The sequence below is a fragment of the Nostoc sp. C057 genome (assembly GCF_013393925.1).
Taxonomy (GTDB): domain Bacteria; phylum Cyanobacteriota; class Cyanobacteriia; order Cyanobacteriales; family Nostocaceae; genus Nostoc; species Nostoc muscorum_A.
On record NZ_CP040281.1, the window covers coordinates 7,317,114 to 7,333,774 of the forward strand.

The 16,661-nt window shown below is 40.0% G+C and carries 7 protein-coding genes; all 7 read left to right on the plus strand.

All coding sequences use genetic code 11. The features are described 5' to 3' along the window. The first annotated feature begins 449 nt into the window (after nucleotides 1-449). Nucleotides 450-7,643 carry a type I polyketide synthase gene (locus FD724_RS30910; RefSeq protein ID WP_179075258.1) on the plus strand — a complete coding sequence of 2,398 codons (7,194 nt, stop codon included), beginning with the start codon at nucleotides 450-452 and terminating at the stop codon, nucleotides 7,641-7,643. 163 nt (nucleotides 7,644-7,806) lie between these two features. After that, on the plus strand, nucleotides 7,807-11,109 hold the full coding sequence (locus tag FD724_RS30915) for a type I polyketide synthase (RefSeq protein ID WP_179075259.1): 3,303 nt from the start codon (nucleotides 7,807-7,809) through the stop codon (nucleotides 11,107-11,109). Between the two features lie 188 nt (nucleotides 11,110-11,297). Continuing rightward, entirely contained in the window at nucleotides 11,298-12,959 is a 1,662-nt protein-coding gene (locus FD724_RS30920) for a PfaD family polyunsaturated fatty acid/polyketide biosynthesis protein (RefSeq protein ID WP_114080671.1), read from the plus strand. Between the two features lie 14 nt (nucleotides 12,960-12,973). Beyond that, entirely contained in the window at nucleotides 12,974-14,272 is a 1,299-nt protein-coding gene (locus tag FD724_RS30925; RefSeq protein ID WP_114080670.1) for a hypothetical protein, read from the plus strand. A gap of 49 nt (nucleotides 14,273-14,321) precedes the next feature. Beyond that, entirely contained in the window at nucleotides 14,322-14,609 is a 288-nt protein-coding gene (locus FD724_RS30930; RefSeq protein ID WP_114080669.1) for a 2Fe-2S iron-sulfur cluster-binding protein, read from the plus strand. A gap of 171 nt (nucleotides 14,610-14,780) precedes the next feature. Then, nucleotides 14,781-15,086, plus strand: coding sequence for a phosphopantetheine-binding protein (locus tag FD724_RS30935; RefSeq protein WP_114080668.1), 306 nt, complete (start codon nucleotides 14,781-14,783; stop codon nucleotides 15,084-15,086). Nucleotides 15,087-15,269: 183 nt separating this feature from the next. After that, nucleotides 15,270-16,604 carry a condensation domain-containing protein gene (locus FD724_RS30940; RefSeq protein WP_179075260.1) on the plus strand — a complete coding sequence of 445 codons (1,335 nt, stop codon included), beginning with the start codon at nucleotides 15,270-15,272 and terminating at the stop codon, nucleotides 16,602-16,604. The last annotated feature ends 57 nt before the right edge of the window (nucleotides 16,605-16,661 follow it).

Consider the following 16,661-nt stretch of genomic DNA (forward strand, 5'->3'; position numbering starts at 1 on the left):
TACCGTTATTGACATGGACTAATAAATTATGCCCAATAACATTTTACCTCTCAAGAGCGATACCGTTGTATATAAGTTGTATATCAATTGTAATGGAGAATTAAACAGCCTAATATTAACTACAATTGATAAGTTAAGATGTTAGCTGGATGAAAACATCCAATTTATATCTGATTAACAACTTATGTTGTAATGTTGAAGCCATTTCCAATTTAGAGCAATTCTTTAGCCCAAAAGAAATCTGAATTCTACATTTAGACTTCAGGATATCCTCACTAAAATCTCTTGAAGTTTTGTTTATGGCTTCTGAACCTCAAGTAAAGGCATATCGCTTACCATCAATAGCCCCTAGCCTTACCTAAAAAATAATTGCGTCTTTCTCTATTTGTAGAGATGGTAATTTTATTATCATCTTTACATCTCAAAAATCTAATAGTGAAGAAAAAGTCATGACTGCTTCTAGAATTGAAGCTGTTTTAGCGCAGTTGCAAGAAGAAGTTAGCAATTGTGAACAGGCTCTACTCAAGCTCATACAGGTGAAAAAAGTTATGGTTGAGAATGCACCGTTAACCAGCGAAATAAATAGACCTCAGCAAAAAACAGATATTGCAATTATTGGGATGGCTTCTATCTTTCCCCAATCAAAAAATTTACAGGAATATTGGGAAAAAATAATTCATAAAGTTGATTGTATTACTGATGTTCCCCCTTCGCGTTGGAGTGTAGAGGATTATTATGATCCTAACCCCAGAACACCAGATAAAACATATTGTAAAAGAGGCGGATTTATCCCGGATGTCAATTTCAATCCGATGGAATTTGGACTGCCACCCAACAGCCTAGAAGTTACAGATATATCGCAATTGCTAGGTTTGATTGTTGCGAAAGCAGCGATGGAAGATGCAGGTTACGGCGAATCTCGACAGTTTAGTTGCGATATCTACGATCGCCTTCGCCAACGTACTGGTGTAATCTTAGGTGTGGCACTAGGTAGGCAGTTGGCGGTTCCTCTGACTGCGAGAATGCAGTACCCAATCTGGGAAAAAGTTCTCAAAGGCAGTGGCTTATCTGATGAAGATGCACAAAAAATCATTGAGAAAATCAAAAGTGCTTATGTGCAGTGGGATGAGAACGCCTTCCCCGGTATGCTCGCAAACGTAGTTACAGGAAGAATTGCTAACCGCCTAGATTTGGGCGGGACTAACTGTGTAGTCGATGCCGCCTGTGCGAGTTCATTGGGTGCCCTCAAAATGGCAATTAGTGAGCTAACTGAGCATCGAGCCGATATGATGATCACTGGCGGAGTTGACACCGACAACTCAATTATGGCCTACATGTGCTTCAGCAAAACTCCTGCTGTTTCCCAAGGTGAGAATGTCAAACCTTTCGATGCAGAGTCTGATGGGATGATGCTAGGCGAAGGTGTGGGAATGTTAGTCCTGAAACGCCTTGAAGATGCCCAGCGAGATAATGACCGAATCTATGCAGTCATCAAAGGTATTGGCACTTCTAGCGATGGGCGCTATAAAAGCATCTATGCACCGCGTCCAGAAGGTCAAATGAGAGCCTTACATCGTGCTTACGAAGATGCCGGATTTTCGCCTACAAGTGTTGGTTTGATTGAAGCACATGGCACTGGTACTATGGCTGGAGACCCCGCCGAATTCTCATCTATAAAAGAAGTTTTTGGCGAGAACAATCCCAAAAAACAGCATATTGCTCTTGGAACTGTCAAATCGCAGATTGGACATACAAAAGCTGCTGCGGGTGCGGCAAGTTTGATCAAAACGGCTTTGGCTTTACACCACAAAGTATTACCAGCCACGATTAATGTCACCAAACCGCATCCTAAATTAGATATTGATAGTTCTCCATTTTATTTAAATACCGAAACCAGACCTTGGATTAGCGGCGATGACCAACCAAGACGTGCAGGGGTAAGTTCTTTTGGCTTTGGTGGCACAAATTATCATGTCGTTTTGGAAGAATACACCAGTCAACATCAGCAACCCTATCGTTTACACAAACCTTCTCAGTCGGTGTTGCTATTTGCGTCAACACCTGAAGAATTGTTATCGCGCATTCAAGAAATTAGACAGCAATTGCAATCTGATACGGGAGAACAGCTTTATACAGAATTGATTGCGGCTTCTCAATCTTTAGAAATTCCGGTTACAAATGCCAGACTTGGGTTTGTTGCTGATTCTCTCACTCAAGCTTGTAACTTGCTGCAAACAAGTATTGACTTGCTCACAAGCAAACTGCAAGCAGAATCATGGGAATATCCCCAAGGAATTTACTATCGCAAAACTGGCATAGAAACAGAGGGGAAGGTGGTTGCCCTATTTTCTGGGCAAGGTTCGCAATACTTAGAAATGGGTCGGGAACTCGCGATCAACTTCCCTGACTTGGGGCAGACTTATGCTCAAATTGATAACCTTTTACGCGAAGACGGTTTGCAGCCCCTTTCGGAGGTTGTTTTCCCGAACCCTGTGTTTGATCTAGATCAAAAGACTGCCCAGATGAAGGCGTTGCAGCAAACAGAATATGCACAGCCAGCCATTGGAGCTTTTAGCGCTGGTTTGTACAAGATATTGCAACAAGCTGGGTTTAAGCCAGATTTCGTGGCTGGACATAGTTTTGGAGAACTGACTGCTTTGTGGGCTGCGGGAGTTTTGAGTGAGAAAGATTACCTGTTCTTGGTCAAAGCTAGAGGTCAAGCGATGGCTGCACCAAAAGATCCTCTATTGGATGCGGGAGTGATGTTGGCGGTGAAAGGGGATGTAAATCAGGTTACAGAACTAATTCAGAATTTCCCGCAAGTCACCATTGCTAACTTGAATTCTCCAAATCAGATGGTGTTAGCAGGGACGAAAGCTGAAATTGCTAATGTACAGGAGGCTCTGAAAACTCAAGGGTTCTCTAGCATTTTGTTGGGAGTTTCCGCAGCTTTTCACACTCCATTAGTGGCTTATGCACAGCAACCCTTTGCCAAAGCAATTGAGAAAGTTACTTTTAATGAGCCACAAATCCCGGTTTATACAAATGTTACCGGGAAGCGTTACCCAAATGAGCCGCCAGTCATTCAAAAAATCCTCAAAGATCACCTAAAGAATCAGGTGCTGTTTAAGCAAGAAATTGAAAATATTTATGCTGAAGGCGGTTACTGCTTTATTGAATTTGGGCCGCGAAGTGTTCTCACCAATTTGGTAAAAGATATCCTGGGCGATCGCCCTCATTTAGCTGTAGCTTTAAATGCTAGTCATCTCAAAGATAGCGATCGCACTTTGCGCCAAGCTGTTCTACAGTTGCGCGTTGCTGGATTACCTTTGCAAAACTTAGACCCCTATCAACTGGAGTATAAAATCCCAGAAGCTTCTCCAAATCAGCTCTTGAATGTCCGTTTAAATAGCACCAACTTTGTATCAGATAAAACCAAGCAGTCCTTTGAAAAAGCTATGCAAAATGGGCATGAAGTGAAACCCAACGTTGCGAACGGTAATAAACCCAACTTTTCTCAATCCACAGAGAAGGTATCAGTTAACAGTCAATCCACCGTTGGCAATGGCAATAAAATTAACCCCTCTCATTCCGTAGAGAAGGTAGCTGTCAACGGTCAATCTACCTTTGGAAATGGCAATAAACCTCACTCAGTAACAGCTACCCCCTCTCATTCAGCAGAGAAAGTAACAGTCAACGGTGGAGTGAAATCTGTGCAGAACGGGCAATCAGATCAACTCGATATCAAGTCTTTGCAACCTAGTTCAGAACTTCCTCTAAGTTATTTAAGAGCTATAGATAACTTAGAATACTCCCTGATTGATTTCAGTCGCAATCAACATGAAATCTTGCAGGTTCATGAACAATCTTTAAACAATCAGACAGAATATACTAAAACCTTCTTCCAACTCATGGAGCAACAACATGCGTTGTGGGGAAATAGTAAATTCAGCGAACCACATACAGAAACACAGCAACTAGTAGTCTCCAGTTCAGAGCGCAGTATCATGCGGTTTCACGAGCATCAAACTGATAGTCTCCGTATCCATGAGCAATATCTCAACTATCAGCAAGAATACACTAACAACTTTTTCCAATTGCTTCAGCGAAATTATCAACCGTCGCCCAGCAATACTAATCAACAGAGTCTGATACCGCCAGTCAATTATCAACCAAGTCCAGTAGCTCCACCAGTCGAAGAGGATAACCCTGTTCGGGAGACTGCACCAGTTGCTTTGCCGAGTAACGGATTTGCCACTAAATCTGAGCCAGTTTCAACTAATGGTAACGGCACAAATGGTAATGGTAATGGCGCACATCATCAAGCAACAGCATTTCTGGATATTACTCCATTAAAGGAGAATACTGCACCTGTAGAGATCGCACCCCCACCCCCACCAGTAATCATCGATCAAGCCGCTCTGAGCCAAACTCTGATTAACGTCGTTAGTGATAAAACAGGCTACCCAACGGAGATGTTAGAGCTAACGATGGATATAGAGGCAGATTTGGGGATTGATTCGATCAAACGTGTAGAAATTCTCGGAGCGTTGTTAGAACTATATCCCGATTTGCCCAAGCCGAATCCCGAAGAAGTAGGACAACTACGCACGCTGGCTCAAATAGCTGAATATATGGGGAAAATTGCATCTGAGATTTCTGGTGCGATACCTGCGGTGGGCTTTGTCAACGCCCCAAATGAGTCAGGGAGCAGGGAGCAGGGAGCAGAGGGAGATGGGGAAGATAAGGGAGATGAGGGAGATGAGGGAAATGGAGGAGTAACAGCAATACCTTCCTCATCCCCGCCATCCCCCTCATCTCCAGAGCTTACTAACATTGTGTTCAATGTCGTTAGTGAAAAGACAGGCTATTCGACGACAATGTTAGATTTGTCGATGGATATTGAGACAGATTTGGGAATTGATGCTGTCAAGCTTGTGGAAATTATCGAAGCGTTGCTAGAACTATACCCGGATTTACCCAAGCTGACTTCAGAAGCATTGGCTCAATTACGTACCCTTGGAGAAATTGTTGCACATATAGAAAAGGGACTAGGGACTGGGGAAGAAGTAGGGGAGCCGGGAGCCGGGAGCAGGGGAGAAGAGTTTTCCCCAATTTCCAATCCCCAATCCTCAATTTTTCGTAGTCCTGTCAGACTCAAATATCTTCCCGAACCTGATGTTTTAGATTTCACATTACCCGATAACCATATCGCCTTGCTTACCGATGATGGTTCTCTGACTACGGCGAAACTAGCTGAGACTCTGTTCAAACGCGGCTGGAAAACCGTTGTCTTAACTTTCCCTCCAACCGTCATTGCTAAACAATCTCCGTTACCTGAAGGCATTAGCCGTGTGGTGCTTACAGATTTGAGTGAGGAGCATTTGCAAGAACAGTTAGGAGCGATCGCTACTAACTATGGACAAATAGCTACATTTATCCATCTGAATCCTTCCACTCACGACGATATCAGCAACCATGTTCGCTATCTGGAATCAGAAAAAGCCATCCTTCGCCATGTCTTTCTCATCGCCAAATATCTCAAAGAACCACTCAATCAAGCAGCACTTCAAGGACGTAGTAGTTTTGTAACTGTGGCTCGTCTGGATGGTGAATTTGGACTAGGGCAAAAAACTAACTTTGGTGCAATTGGCGCTGGACTATTTGGACTCACCAAAAGTTTGAACCAGGAATGGGAATCTGTATTTTGCCGAGCGATCGACCTCAGTCCTGATTTAGATGCCGAAACATCAGCACAGCATATCTTCGCCGAACTTCACGACCCAAATCTATTAGTCGTGGAAGTGGGATATAACTCACAAGAGCGAGTAACCCTAGTATGTGAACAGGAAGAACAAAAAAATAGAGAGCAGGAAATCGGTGGAATCTCCTTTGCACCCAGCACCTTTTCCTCAAACGTTTTCCCCATCCCTAATGCCAAATCCCAAGTATTTCTCGTAAGTGGCGGTGCGAAAGGGATAACGGCTCAGTGTGTGATTAAACTAGCGCAGCGTTATCAATGCAAATTTATCTTGGTGGGTCGTTCCGCCGCCGATCCAGAACCCGTATGGACTGAAGGTTACTTAAGCGAAGCAGATTTGAAAAAGCGGATTATGGAGGATTTCTTCGCCAAAGGCGAAAAACCCACACCTGCAATGGTGCAGAAAAAGTTTAACGCTATTTCATCTAGTCGCGAAATTGCTACAACCTTACAAGCTATCAACCAGGCGGGTGGAAAGGCTGAATATTTGAATGTTGATGTGACTGATGCGATCGCACTTCAGGAGCAAGTTGCTAATGCTGTCAAGCGTTTTGGCCCGGTAACAGGAATTATTCACGGGGCTGGAAATCTAGCTGATAAGCGGATTGAGAAAAAATCAGTCCAAGATTTTGAAACAGTTTACACAGCCAAAGTTAAAGGTCTAGAAAACCTGTTGCGCTGTGTAACACCTAGCCAACTGAATTATTTAGTCCTGTTTTCTTCTGTAGTTGGTTTCTACGGAAACGTGGGACAGTCAGATTATGCGATCGCTAATGAAATTCTCAACAAATCAGCCCACCTTGTCAAACGCAACCATCCCCATTCTCATGTAGTAGCGATTAATTGGGGCCCTTGGGATAGTGGTATGGTTTCTCCTGAATTAAAGCAAGCTTTTGCTGAACGGAATATCGAGACTATTCCTGTTGATATTGGTACAGAAATGTTAGTTGATGAATTAGCTAACACCAATCAAGAAACTGTGCAAGTTGTAATTGGTAGCCCTTTAGTTTATATCCCAGAAAAGCTACCAAGCGAGTTGAGAACTTTTCGGATTCAGAGGCAACTAACATTAGCAGCTAATCCATTTTTACAAGATCATGTAATTGCTGGTTATCCAGTTCTCCCCGCGACTTGTGGACTCTTGTGGATTGCTAACGCTTGCGAACAAATCTATCCTGGTTATAAAGCCTTCAGTTGTACAAACTATAAAGTTTTGAAGGGACTAATATTTGATGAAAATTTAGCAACTAAATACACTTTAGAATTGCAAGAAATTGCTAAATATGATATCAATGAGATAGATTTTGATGCCAAAATCTGGAGTAAAACTCCAGAAGGTAAAATCCGTTATCATTTTAGTAGTCAGATGAAATTGAAGCGGGAAGTTCTTATTGCCCCAACACACGAATTTATGAACTTAAGCCAGGATCATAAAATCACCGCGACGACTTCATCACTTTATCAAAATGGGGCAGCTAGCTTATTTCACGGATTTACCTTTCAAGGTGTAAAATCTGTTTTAAATACCACTCTGGACAAGATCACCATAGAATGCTACTTGCCAGAGCCTGGAGAAAGACAACAAGGACAATTCCCAGTCCAAACATTCAATCCCTACATTGCAGATGTGCAGATTCATGCATTTTGGATTTGGGCACAGCATTTTTATCAGGTAGCTTGTTTGCCTTCAGAAATCAAGACTTTTGAACAGTTTGCTGCCGTTCCATTTGATGAAATATTTTACGTTTCTTGTGAAATAAAATCAAAGACAGAATCGAGTTTAGTTGTTGATGTCATCGCCCATAATCAGCAAGGGAAAATATATACCCGAATGCTTGGTGCTAAGGGAACTATTTTACCCAAGCAACTAGATGAAATTTAAATAGGCAACTGAAAAATGTCATAAGAATTCAGCACTAAGGAGTCAGAAGTCAGACTTAGAAAGAATCTGATATGATTGATTCACCAAATTTTATCCTGACTCTTTAACTATTCTGACTCCTGAATTCTTACAAAATATATACATCAGCTTGAGGAGGTAGGTGATGGAAGAATTTGCACAAAATAAAATTCATAAAATAGCGATTGTAGGGATGGATTGCTATTTAGGTGGCGGCTGCAAGGGATTAGATACCTTTGAACGCAGTATTTATGAGGGAACTCAGCATTTTATTTCCAGACCTCCTCAGCGATGGCAAGCAATAGAAGCACAACAACAGTTGTTGAAAAACTACAGTTTTCCCGATGGTGTAGCACCATTAGGTGCATACATTAAAGATTTTGAAATTGATGCTTTCAGTTTAGAACTACCACCAGAAGAAGTAGACAATTTTAACCCTCAAGAACTGTTGATGCTTCAGGTTGCCGATAATGCTCTAAAAGATGCGGCACTTCGTAAAAGTACGAGAATAGCAATAATAATTGCTAGTACTAAAGACCTAACTCTGCATCAACAAAAAGAGCAACTTGAAGATAATGAATATACCAACTACATCGAAAACAGCCTAGCTAATTATATTTCCAAACTGTGGAATTTTGCTGGACCGACATTCACATTAATTGCCGAACAAAATTCTGTTTTTAAAGCCTTGGAGCTTGCCCAAAAGCTACTCGCAATCAGAGAAGTAGACGCTGTTTTAGTCGGTGCGATTGACCTTGCTGGGGATGGCGCTAGTGTTTTACAACGAAATGAAATAACAAAAGTTAACACAGGTGTGAATACTCTCAGTTACGACCAGAAAGCCAATGGTTGGATAGTTGGTGAGGGTGCGGCGGCTGTAGTATTGAAGCTCCACGAAACAGCAAAACGAGAGAACAATCGCATATATGCAACGATTGACGCTCTTAGTCTTGTGGAAAATTCAAAATCTAAAATTCACCCTCTCACGGTTCCAAATTCTGAAATGATAGCCCAGGCTTGTCAACAGGCTTTTCATCTTGCAGATATCAAACCAAGAGATATCAACTATTTGGAAGTTGTTGGTAGTGGAATTTCCCAGCAAGATGAGTCAGAAATTCAAGGGTTGCTCGCAGCTTATCGCACATTTGAGCCAAATTTAACTTGTGCGATCGGGAGTATTAAAGCAAATATAGGTCATACCTATGCTGCATCGGGGATAGTTAGCCTGATTAAAACAGCACTTTGCCTGTATCATCGTTACATTCCCGCAGTTCCCCAATGGTCTGGTCCTAAAATGCCAGAGATTTGGCGAGATAGTCCCTTTTATGTCGCTTGTGAATCAAAACCCTGGTTTTTAGAAAAAGGAGCTACTAGAAGAATAGCTGCGATTAACGGGATGGAGATAGATGGAAGTTATGCACATTTAATTTTGTCAGAGGAAGTATATCAGCAACATCACAACAGCAGGTATTTAGAGCAAATGCCTTACTATGTGTTTGCGATCGCATCTGACGAGCAATCAACTCTATTAGAAGAAATCCGCAATCTTCAACAAACCATTAAAGATTGTTCTTCCCTAGCTGCTGCTGCTAGGCTGACTTTTAAGGCTTTTCAACAGCATCAACAGGCAACTTATGCAGTAGCAATTCTCGGACACAATCAAGATGAATTGCAGCGCGAAATTCAGCACTCCCTCAAAGGTATTCCCGATGCCTTCAAGACAGGTAAAGACTGGCAAACTCCTCTAGGCAGCTATTTTACAGCAAAACCACTTGGGCAAAAAGGTAAAATCGCTTTCGTTTATCCAGCAGCCTTTAGTGCTTATCTCGGAATAGGTCGGAATCTATTTCGTTTATTTCCTCAACTTTACGATCAGCTGCTCATCAAAAGTGGTTACAACCGTCTCGCGAATATAGAAAAACTTGTCTACCCTCGAAGTTTAGAAAAATTTTCAAATAGGCAACTGGAAGCCCTTGAAAAGGAATTGATTAACGATTCAGTAGCAATACTAGAATTAGAAATGCTCTTTGCCACACTTTTGACGGCAACTCTGAGCAATTATTTTCAGATCAAGCCCCAATGTGCTTTTGGTTATAGCTTGGGCGAGATTAGCATGATGTTGGCTCAAGGTGTCTGGACTGAGTTTCTAGATAATAGTAAGAGCTTTAACTCATCTCCTCTGTTTAAGACAAGGCTATCTGGTTCCAAAAATGCTGTGCGCGAGTATTGGGGATTACCTCAAGGAGAGGATGATAAAAGCGGAGATTTTTGGCGCAACTATATTCTTATGTGTCCAGTATCTCGTGTTCAGGAAGCCATCCAAGATGAAGATCGCGTCTATTTACTTTTAATTAATACTCCAGAAGAAGTCGTGATTGCTGGTGAGATAGAAGCTTGTAAGCGGGTAATTGCCAATCTAAATTGTGATGCTTTTCTTGCTCCCTTCACCCATGTCATCCATTGCGAGGCAATGCGCTCTGAATACCATGAACTTGTGAGATTAAATACATTCCCTAGCCAAAATAAATCAGAAACTATTTTTTATTCCACAGCCGAGTATAAACCAATTGACCTCGACAGTCATTCAATAGCTCGCAATATTGCTCAAAACATCTGTCAACAGCTTAATTTTCCTCAGCTAATTAACCGTGTCTATGAAGATGGCTTCAAAATATTTCTCGAAGTAGGTGCTGGTAGTAACTGTTCCAGATGGATTGATAAAACCCTCAAGGCAAAAGAACAGATCACAGTATCTCTTAATAAAAGAGGTGTAGACGATCATGCTTCTATTATCAAAGCCTTAGCAAAACTCCTTAGCCATAGAGTTGAACTAGATTTATCACCATTATATTCTCAAGAACCAGAAGTTTCCAATGAAAGCCAGTCTAACGTGAGAACTATAACCTTGCAAAATAGCAAGATTAGTTACACATCTTTGAATAAAAAAAATCACGAAATCCTTGAAGATATCTCTTTTAGATATCCCATCAAAACTGTTAATCAGCAGCAATATCAACTATCAGAATTAAAGGAATTTGCACAAATGAATTCTTCTTTGCTCCCCAATCCTACCAAAAGTCTTGAAAACACCTCTAGAAATCTAGAAACTCTCCAAGAGCAAGTTAACTTTCAAAATGGCAGCGAACCTACTCAGTTATTGCTACAAGAACGCAATGAAACTGTAGAAAAATTACAAATTAACGAAAATTGGGTAACAGAACAGGAAAAGAATCAATTCGCTCTGACCCCTAGTTTGAAAACTTCCAGCGTTGTTGACGAACCCCATTTGCTCAATTCACACAGTCCTTACTATCAAAAACTGAGTGAGAATGCTTCCAGGATGACCAAAGCTCATGCTGTCTTTTTACAAGCGCGACAGGAGTCACTAAAGCAAATTAGCACCATCATTCAGTTGCAAATAGCTTGTTATCAAAAGTTGTTTGAATGATAATCATCTAAAGCAGCAAAGTACCCAGATTATTTGAATAAATAATTGGTGCAAAATCAAGCTTAGTAAGACAAGGGGCTGAAGCCCCTTGCTCTAGAGCAAACTCACAGGTAATCAGTATAAAATCTGCTGTAAATTTTTCAAACATTATCTGGTAAACAATTTTCTGGAACTGGAGGTTAAAAAAGATGATTGGTGCAGATAATATACTAAATAACAATGGTAACTACCTAAAAATTTCAGACTATATATTCCACCAAAATCAAGTTTGGCAAGGTATTTTAGATTTTGTATCTTTTAACGAAAAAGGTATAAAATCTAAGCTTCTAAATTTAGAAAAACCTTGTTATATTATTAGAGTTGAAGGAAAAGTTGGCGCAACTAACGAAGGTTATCCATATCCTTGCAACCAAGAAAAAACTGGACAGGCAGAAATATTAGTATCTACTCCACCTCTGTCAACTCGACAATTAGGCGATCCAACTTTTCTCAACTTTCATGGTGTAAAATACGCTTATGCCACGGGCGCAATGGCTCAAGGGATTGCTTCTGAAGAACTGGTAATTGCCCTTGGTAAAGAGAAAATCTTAAGTTCATTTGGTGCTGGTGGCTTATCTCCTGCTCGCGTCGAAGCAGCCATTAAGCTTATTCAGCAAGCTTTACCCGAAGGACCTTACGCATTTAACTTACTCCACAGTCCCAGTGAACCTGCTATTGAACGCGGTGTTGTTGATTTGTATCTTAAATATCAGGTGAGAACAATAGAAGCTTCCGCCTTCCTCGATTTGACTGACAACATTGTTTACTATCGCGCTGCTGGACTTGGTTTGAATGCGGACAATAAAATCGAAATCAAAAATAAAATTATAGCCAAAGTTTCTCGGAGAGAAGTTGCAATCAAATTTCTACAACCTGCTCCAACAAAAATTTTGAAGCAATTAGTTGAGCAAGGCCTTATCAGTGAATTACAAGCAACCCTAGCTGAAAAAATTCCTGTAGCTGACGATATTACTGCCGAAGCAGATTCTGGTGGTCATACAGATAATCGTCCTCTGGTTTGTCTCTTACCTTCCATCTTAGAATTGAGAGATGAAATTCAAAGAAAATTTTCTTATGAAAAACCTGTCCGAGTTGGAGTAGCAGGAGGAATTGCTACGCCACAATCAGCATTAGCTGCCTTTATGATGGGTGCTGCTTATGTTGTAACAGGCTCGATTAACCAATCTTGCATTGAAGCCGGAACTTCTCAACATACTAAACAATTATTGGCTCAAGCCGAGATGGCTGATGTGATGATGGCTCCGGCGGCAGATATGTTCGAAATGGGGGTAAAACTCCAAGTGCTCAAAAGAGGAACTCTCTTTCCTTTACGAGCCCAAAAAATGTTTGAACTATACAAAAACTATGACTCAATTGAAGATATTCCCTTGGTGGAAAGAGATAAATTAGAAAAACAAGTTTTGAAAAAGAGCTTGGATGCAGTGTGGCAAGAGACAGTTACTTATTTATCTCAACGCAATCCTGATAAATTGGCCAAGGCTGTTAATAATCCAAAACTGAAGATGGCTTTAATTTTTCGCTGGTATCTTGGATTATCATCCCGTTGGTCTAACTTTGGAGAAAAAGGGAGAGAAATGGATTATCAAATCTGGTGTGGCCCTGCTATGGGCAGTTTCAATGACTGGGTTAGAGGTTCTTATTTATCTGAATCAAATAATCGTCAGGTAGTTGATGTTGCTAACCATATTATGACCGGAGCGGCATTTTTATACCGGATACAAAGTTTAAAAGTTCAGGGCTTACAAATGCCCGCTTATTACAGCGAATATCGTCCAGCTACTTTTAATTAAAGGAGGAAAATCAGATGAATACTGTTAAAATTGATAACCGAATTCCCAAGATTCAAAATAAGCTTTTCGAGCAGGCACATACTCAGCCTTTAGAATTAAAAACTGTTGCTATAGCTATGAGCAAGCAGGGAATTAAAGGAGAAAAACTTTACTCTCATCCGGGAATGCTCCCCTTACCCGTACCTATTTGTGAGTATTTATTTTCTTTTAATTCTCGTCAAAGGTCAATTTTATCTGCGACATTTTTTGCTAATTTCTATAAGTTTGTTGCTAATAGCGAATATCAGTCTCTCATATCCAACATGAGTGTTGCTGAAAAAGTTTTTGCTTCCTACTCGGATGAATTTATGATTCTTCATCAGGAAACTAATGAAGAGATGGATCATATTTGGTCTTTTAGAACTGTATATAGTATGGTCTGTCGAGAAATAGGAATTGAAAGTTCATTTGATGAGCCTAGCTTTTTCTATGGAACTGTTGGTGCAATACCTCAATCAGATTTCGACAACTTCGATACCCGTTTTACTTTTGATGAAGATTTAAATGAAACTCTATTGAATCTTCAAAAGGGGAAAAACTTTCTTAAAAAGATTGTAGAACAGACTCAGCAGCAAGGCAAAAATTTTACATATCGAACTTTACGCTTCATGATTGGGGATGCTATAAGGATGTTACCGGCCCAAATAGTTCAAGAAATTGGCTTGGGTAGTTTGACTCTACTTTATCGGTATATGGCTAATATCGAGTTAAAAAAAAGCGAAGCTTTTTTATTTGATTCCCCTGAAAACTTTGATTATGAACCATTAGCTGTTGAATTGAATCAGGGTCACTTAACAGATGAAGCACGTCATTACACAACATCCTTTGATTTAGGAGTAGAACTATATAGGGCAGCTTCTCCTGAGGGTCAAGATTTCATTCGATATTTCATGCAGCTAATTTTGGAAGACTACATTAGCGCTAGTTTCACAACTTATTTGGAGAAGTTAGACTTCACTGCCCAAGGAATCATGTTAACTGATATTAGAATTGGGCTAAACTCACTAAGTATGTCTCTGCACCATCCTGAATTAGTTGATAAGCGAGTAGATATAAATCAATTAGTTCATTCTTGGAGACAAGTGAGTTCAAAATGGCGCAATATAATTGGTTACATGGAACAAAAGAGTTGGCAATACAAATCTCAGCAGCTAGAGCGTCTTATTAAAGAATTGGGACTAGAGTTAAATACCAGTAAGCTAGGTAATCTCTATGATCGTTACAAGGATGCTTTGGCAATGAAGGAAATTCAAAAAGTTATTGAAGTAGCTTAACAATTGTTAAATCTGTTAACCCTCTTTCGTGAAACCAGCGAGTTTAGAGATGATAGTGTCTATTCATTTTGAAGACGACCAGAAAACAGTTCAAGTTGAAGCAAACCAACGCTTAACTAAGGTTTGTGATGAGCATCCTAGTTCAATTTTATTTGGTTGTCGTTGTGTTGCTTGCGGAACTTGCCTCATAGAAGTTGTGAGTGGGATAGAAAATCTAACTCCTGTGATGGATGAAGAGCGGATTTTGCTTGATGTGTTGGCTCCCGATACTACCAATGTTCGCCTAGCTTGTCAATGCGTAGTGCAGGGTGATATTCGTATTCGGGTAGCGGATTAACTGGCAAATTTTATATAGCTCGATATGCTCTTAGGAGATATGCAGCAGCAGCGAAAGTTAAAACCTTTTTCTAATATCTCCTACCTTAGACTTTTCAAAAGTTTTAGCCAGTACAGCAATCCTATTTAGGAATGCTATATATCCAATTCTTTTTACTTCAGAGGTGTGTAAATGAGTCAGTCTACTCCTGAGGCAACTAAAAAGCAGTCTTATACCGCAGAAGAAATTCAAGCTTGGCTAGTATCTCATATTGCAGAGCAGCTAGGAGTTGAACCCAAGGATATAGATGTCAGTCAGCCTTTAGACAGCTATGGTTTAGAGTCAGCCCAAGCAATGTTTCTTGTTAGCAAAGCTGAGAAGTTGTTTGGTTTTGAACTATCTCCAATCTTATTGTGGCATTACCCCACTATTGAAACGCTATCCCAGCGTTTAGCCGAAGAATCCAAAGCTTCGCAGTCAGAGATTTTTGAGATTTGAACATCAAAGCTGTTCAAGAACAGCTTACAGAAAAAGATTTTGATAGTTTGAAACTATGAATATATCCAGGTTTTTAGCACAGCTTAACCAAAAGGTTGTTCAGATTATCGAACAATAATTACAACCTAAATCGAGAACTAAGCTTGCAAATAATTTAGTAGTTAAAGGGAACCAAAAGTAAATATGATTTACAACAGAAAGCTGGGGCACCTTGAGCAAGCTATGGAAATCTTAAATAGCCGTGCTAAAACCTGGAACATAGTAACTATTAGTCGCATCAAGGGCTATATCTGCGAAGAAACTCTGACACAGGCTTTAGACATGATTCAATGTCGCCACCCTCGTCTAAATTCTAAAATTGTTGGAGATAAAAATAGTCTTATCTTTCAAAGTCAAGAAACAGCAAATATTGCTTTACGCGTTGTAAAAAAGTTAGACAATGAGCAGTGGCAACAAGTGGTTGATGAAGAGATGAACAACGGAATTGATAGTAGCAAAGGTTTGCTGCGAGTTGTTCTTATTCATCTTTTAGGTAATGAGCATATAAGTTACCTAATTACAACAATACACCATGCGATCGCAGATGGTTTATCATCCATCCAACTTCACTCAGAAATCTTGACTTATTGTCAAAAAATTGTGTCCGGCGAACCAATTAATCCAGTTATTAGCTTAACTCCACTTCCACCTATCGAAGAACTAATGCCCAAATGGACTAAGGGATTCAGAGGTAGAATAAATAGCATTATCTTCTTGTTGCAGCTTGGGTTACAAAAAATCTGGAATCGACCACAAACATTAGGTTTTGAAAAGTATGTATCTATTGCAAAGCGTAGTTGCAATATTATCCACAGACAACTTGACCAAGACTTAACCCAAAAATTTGTAAATCATTGTCGGCAAGAGAATACAACAGTACATAGTGCTTTGTGTGCTGTAATGTTGTTTACAATAGGGAGAAAAATAATTAAAATAAATAGCAAAAATACACGAGTAAACTGCCTATCATATTTTGATTTGAGGAGACATCTCGAACCAGCTATCAGTGATGATCAGATGGCTGTATTAGCCTCCTCTATTATGGGATTTCATACTATAGGGAGAAACACATCCTTTTGGGAATTAGCCCGTGAGGTGAAACAAAAACTTGAAGTTAGTAAAAAATCCGGTGATCTCTTGAAAATGATTTTGATTGCCAAGCATCTCATAGATTTTTGTTTTATCTATCCCAAGCAAGTAGCTGCCACAGTGTCTGTTTCTAATGTTGGCAAAGTAAATATACCCAAATATTACGGTGAATTTGAACTAGAAGAAATCAGTTTCGCTGGTTCCCACGCTTTGTATGCAGGTGTTTTTGTTATCCACGCCTCAACTTTTCAAGGAAAAATGCTGTTGAATTTTGTTTTTTCTCAACCTTCAATTAGCCAAAGCACTATGGAACTTCTTGTGAACAATGTTATGTCTTATATTCATGAAATTTGCAATTTGGATTTAGACTCTTCTTTAACGTACAAATAGGCATATTTATTGCTCATTTGATATTCAGAAAAATCAATACTTTGAAACAATTAGGAG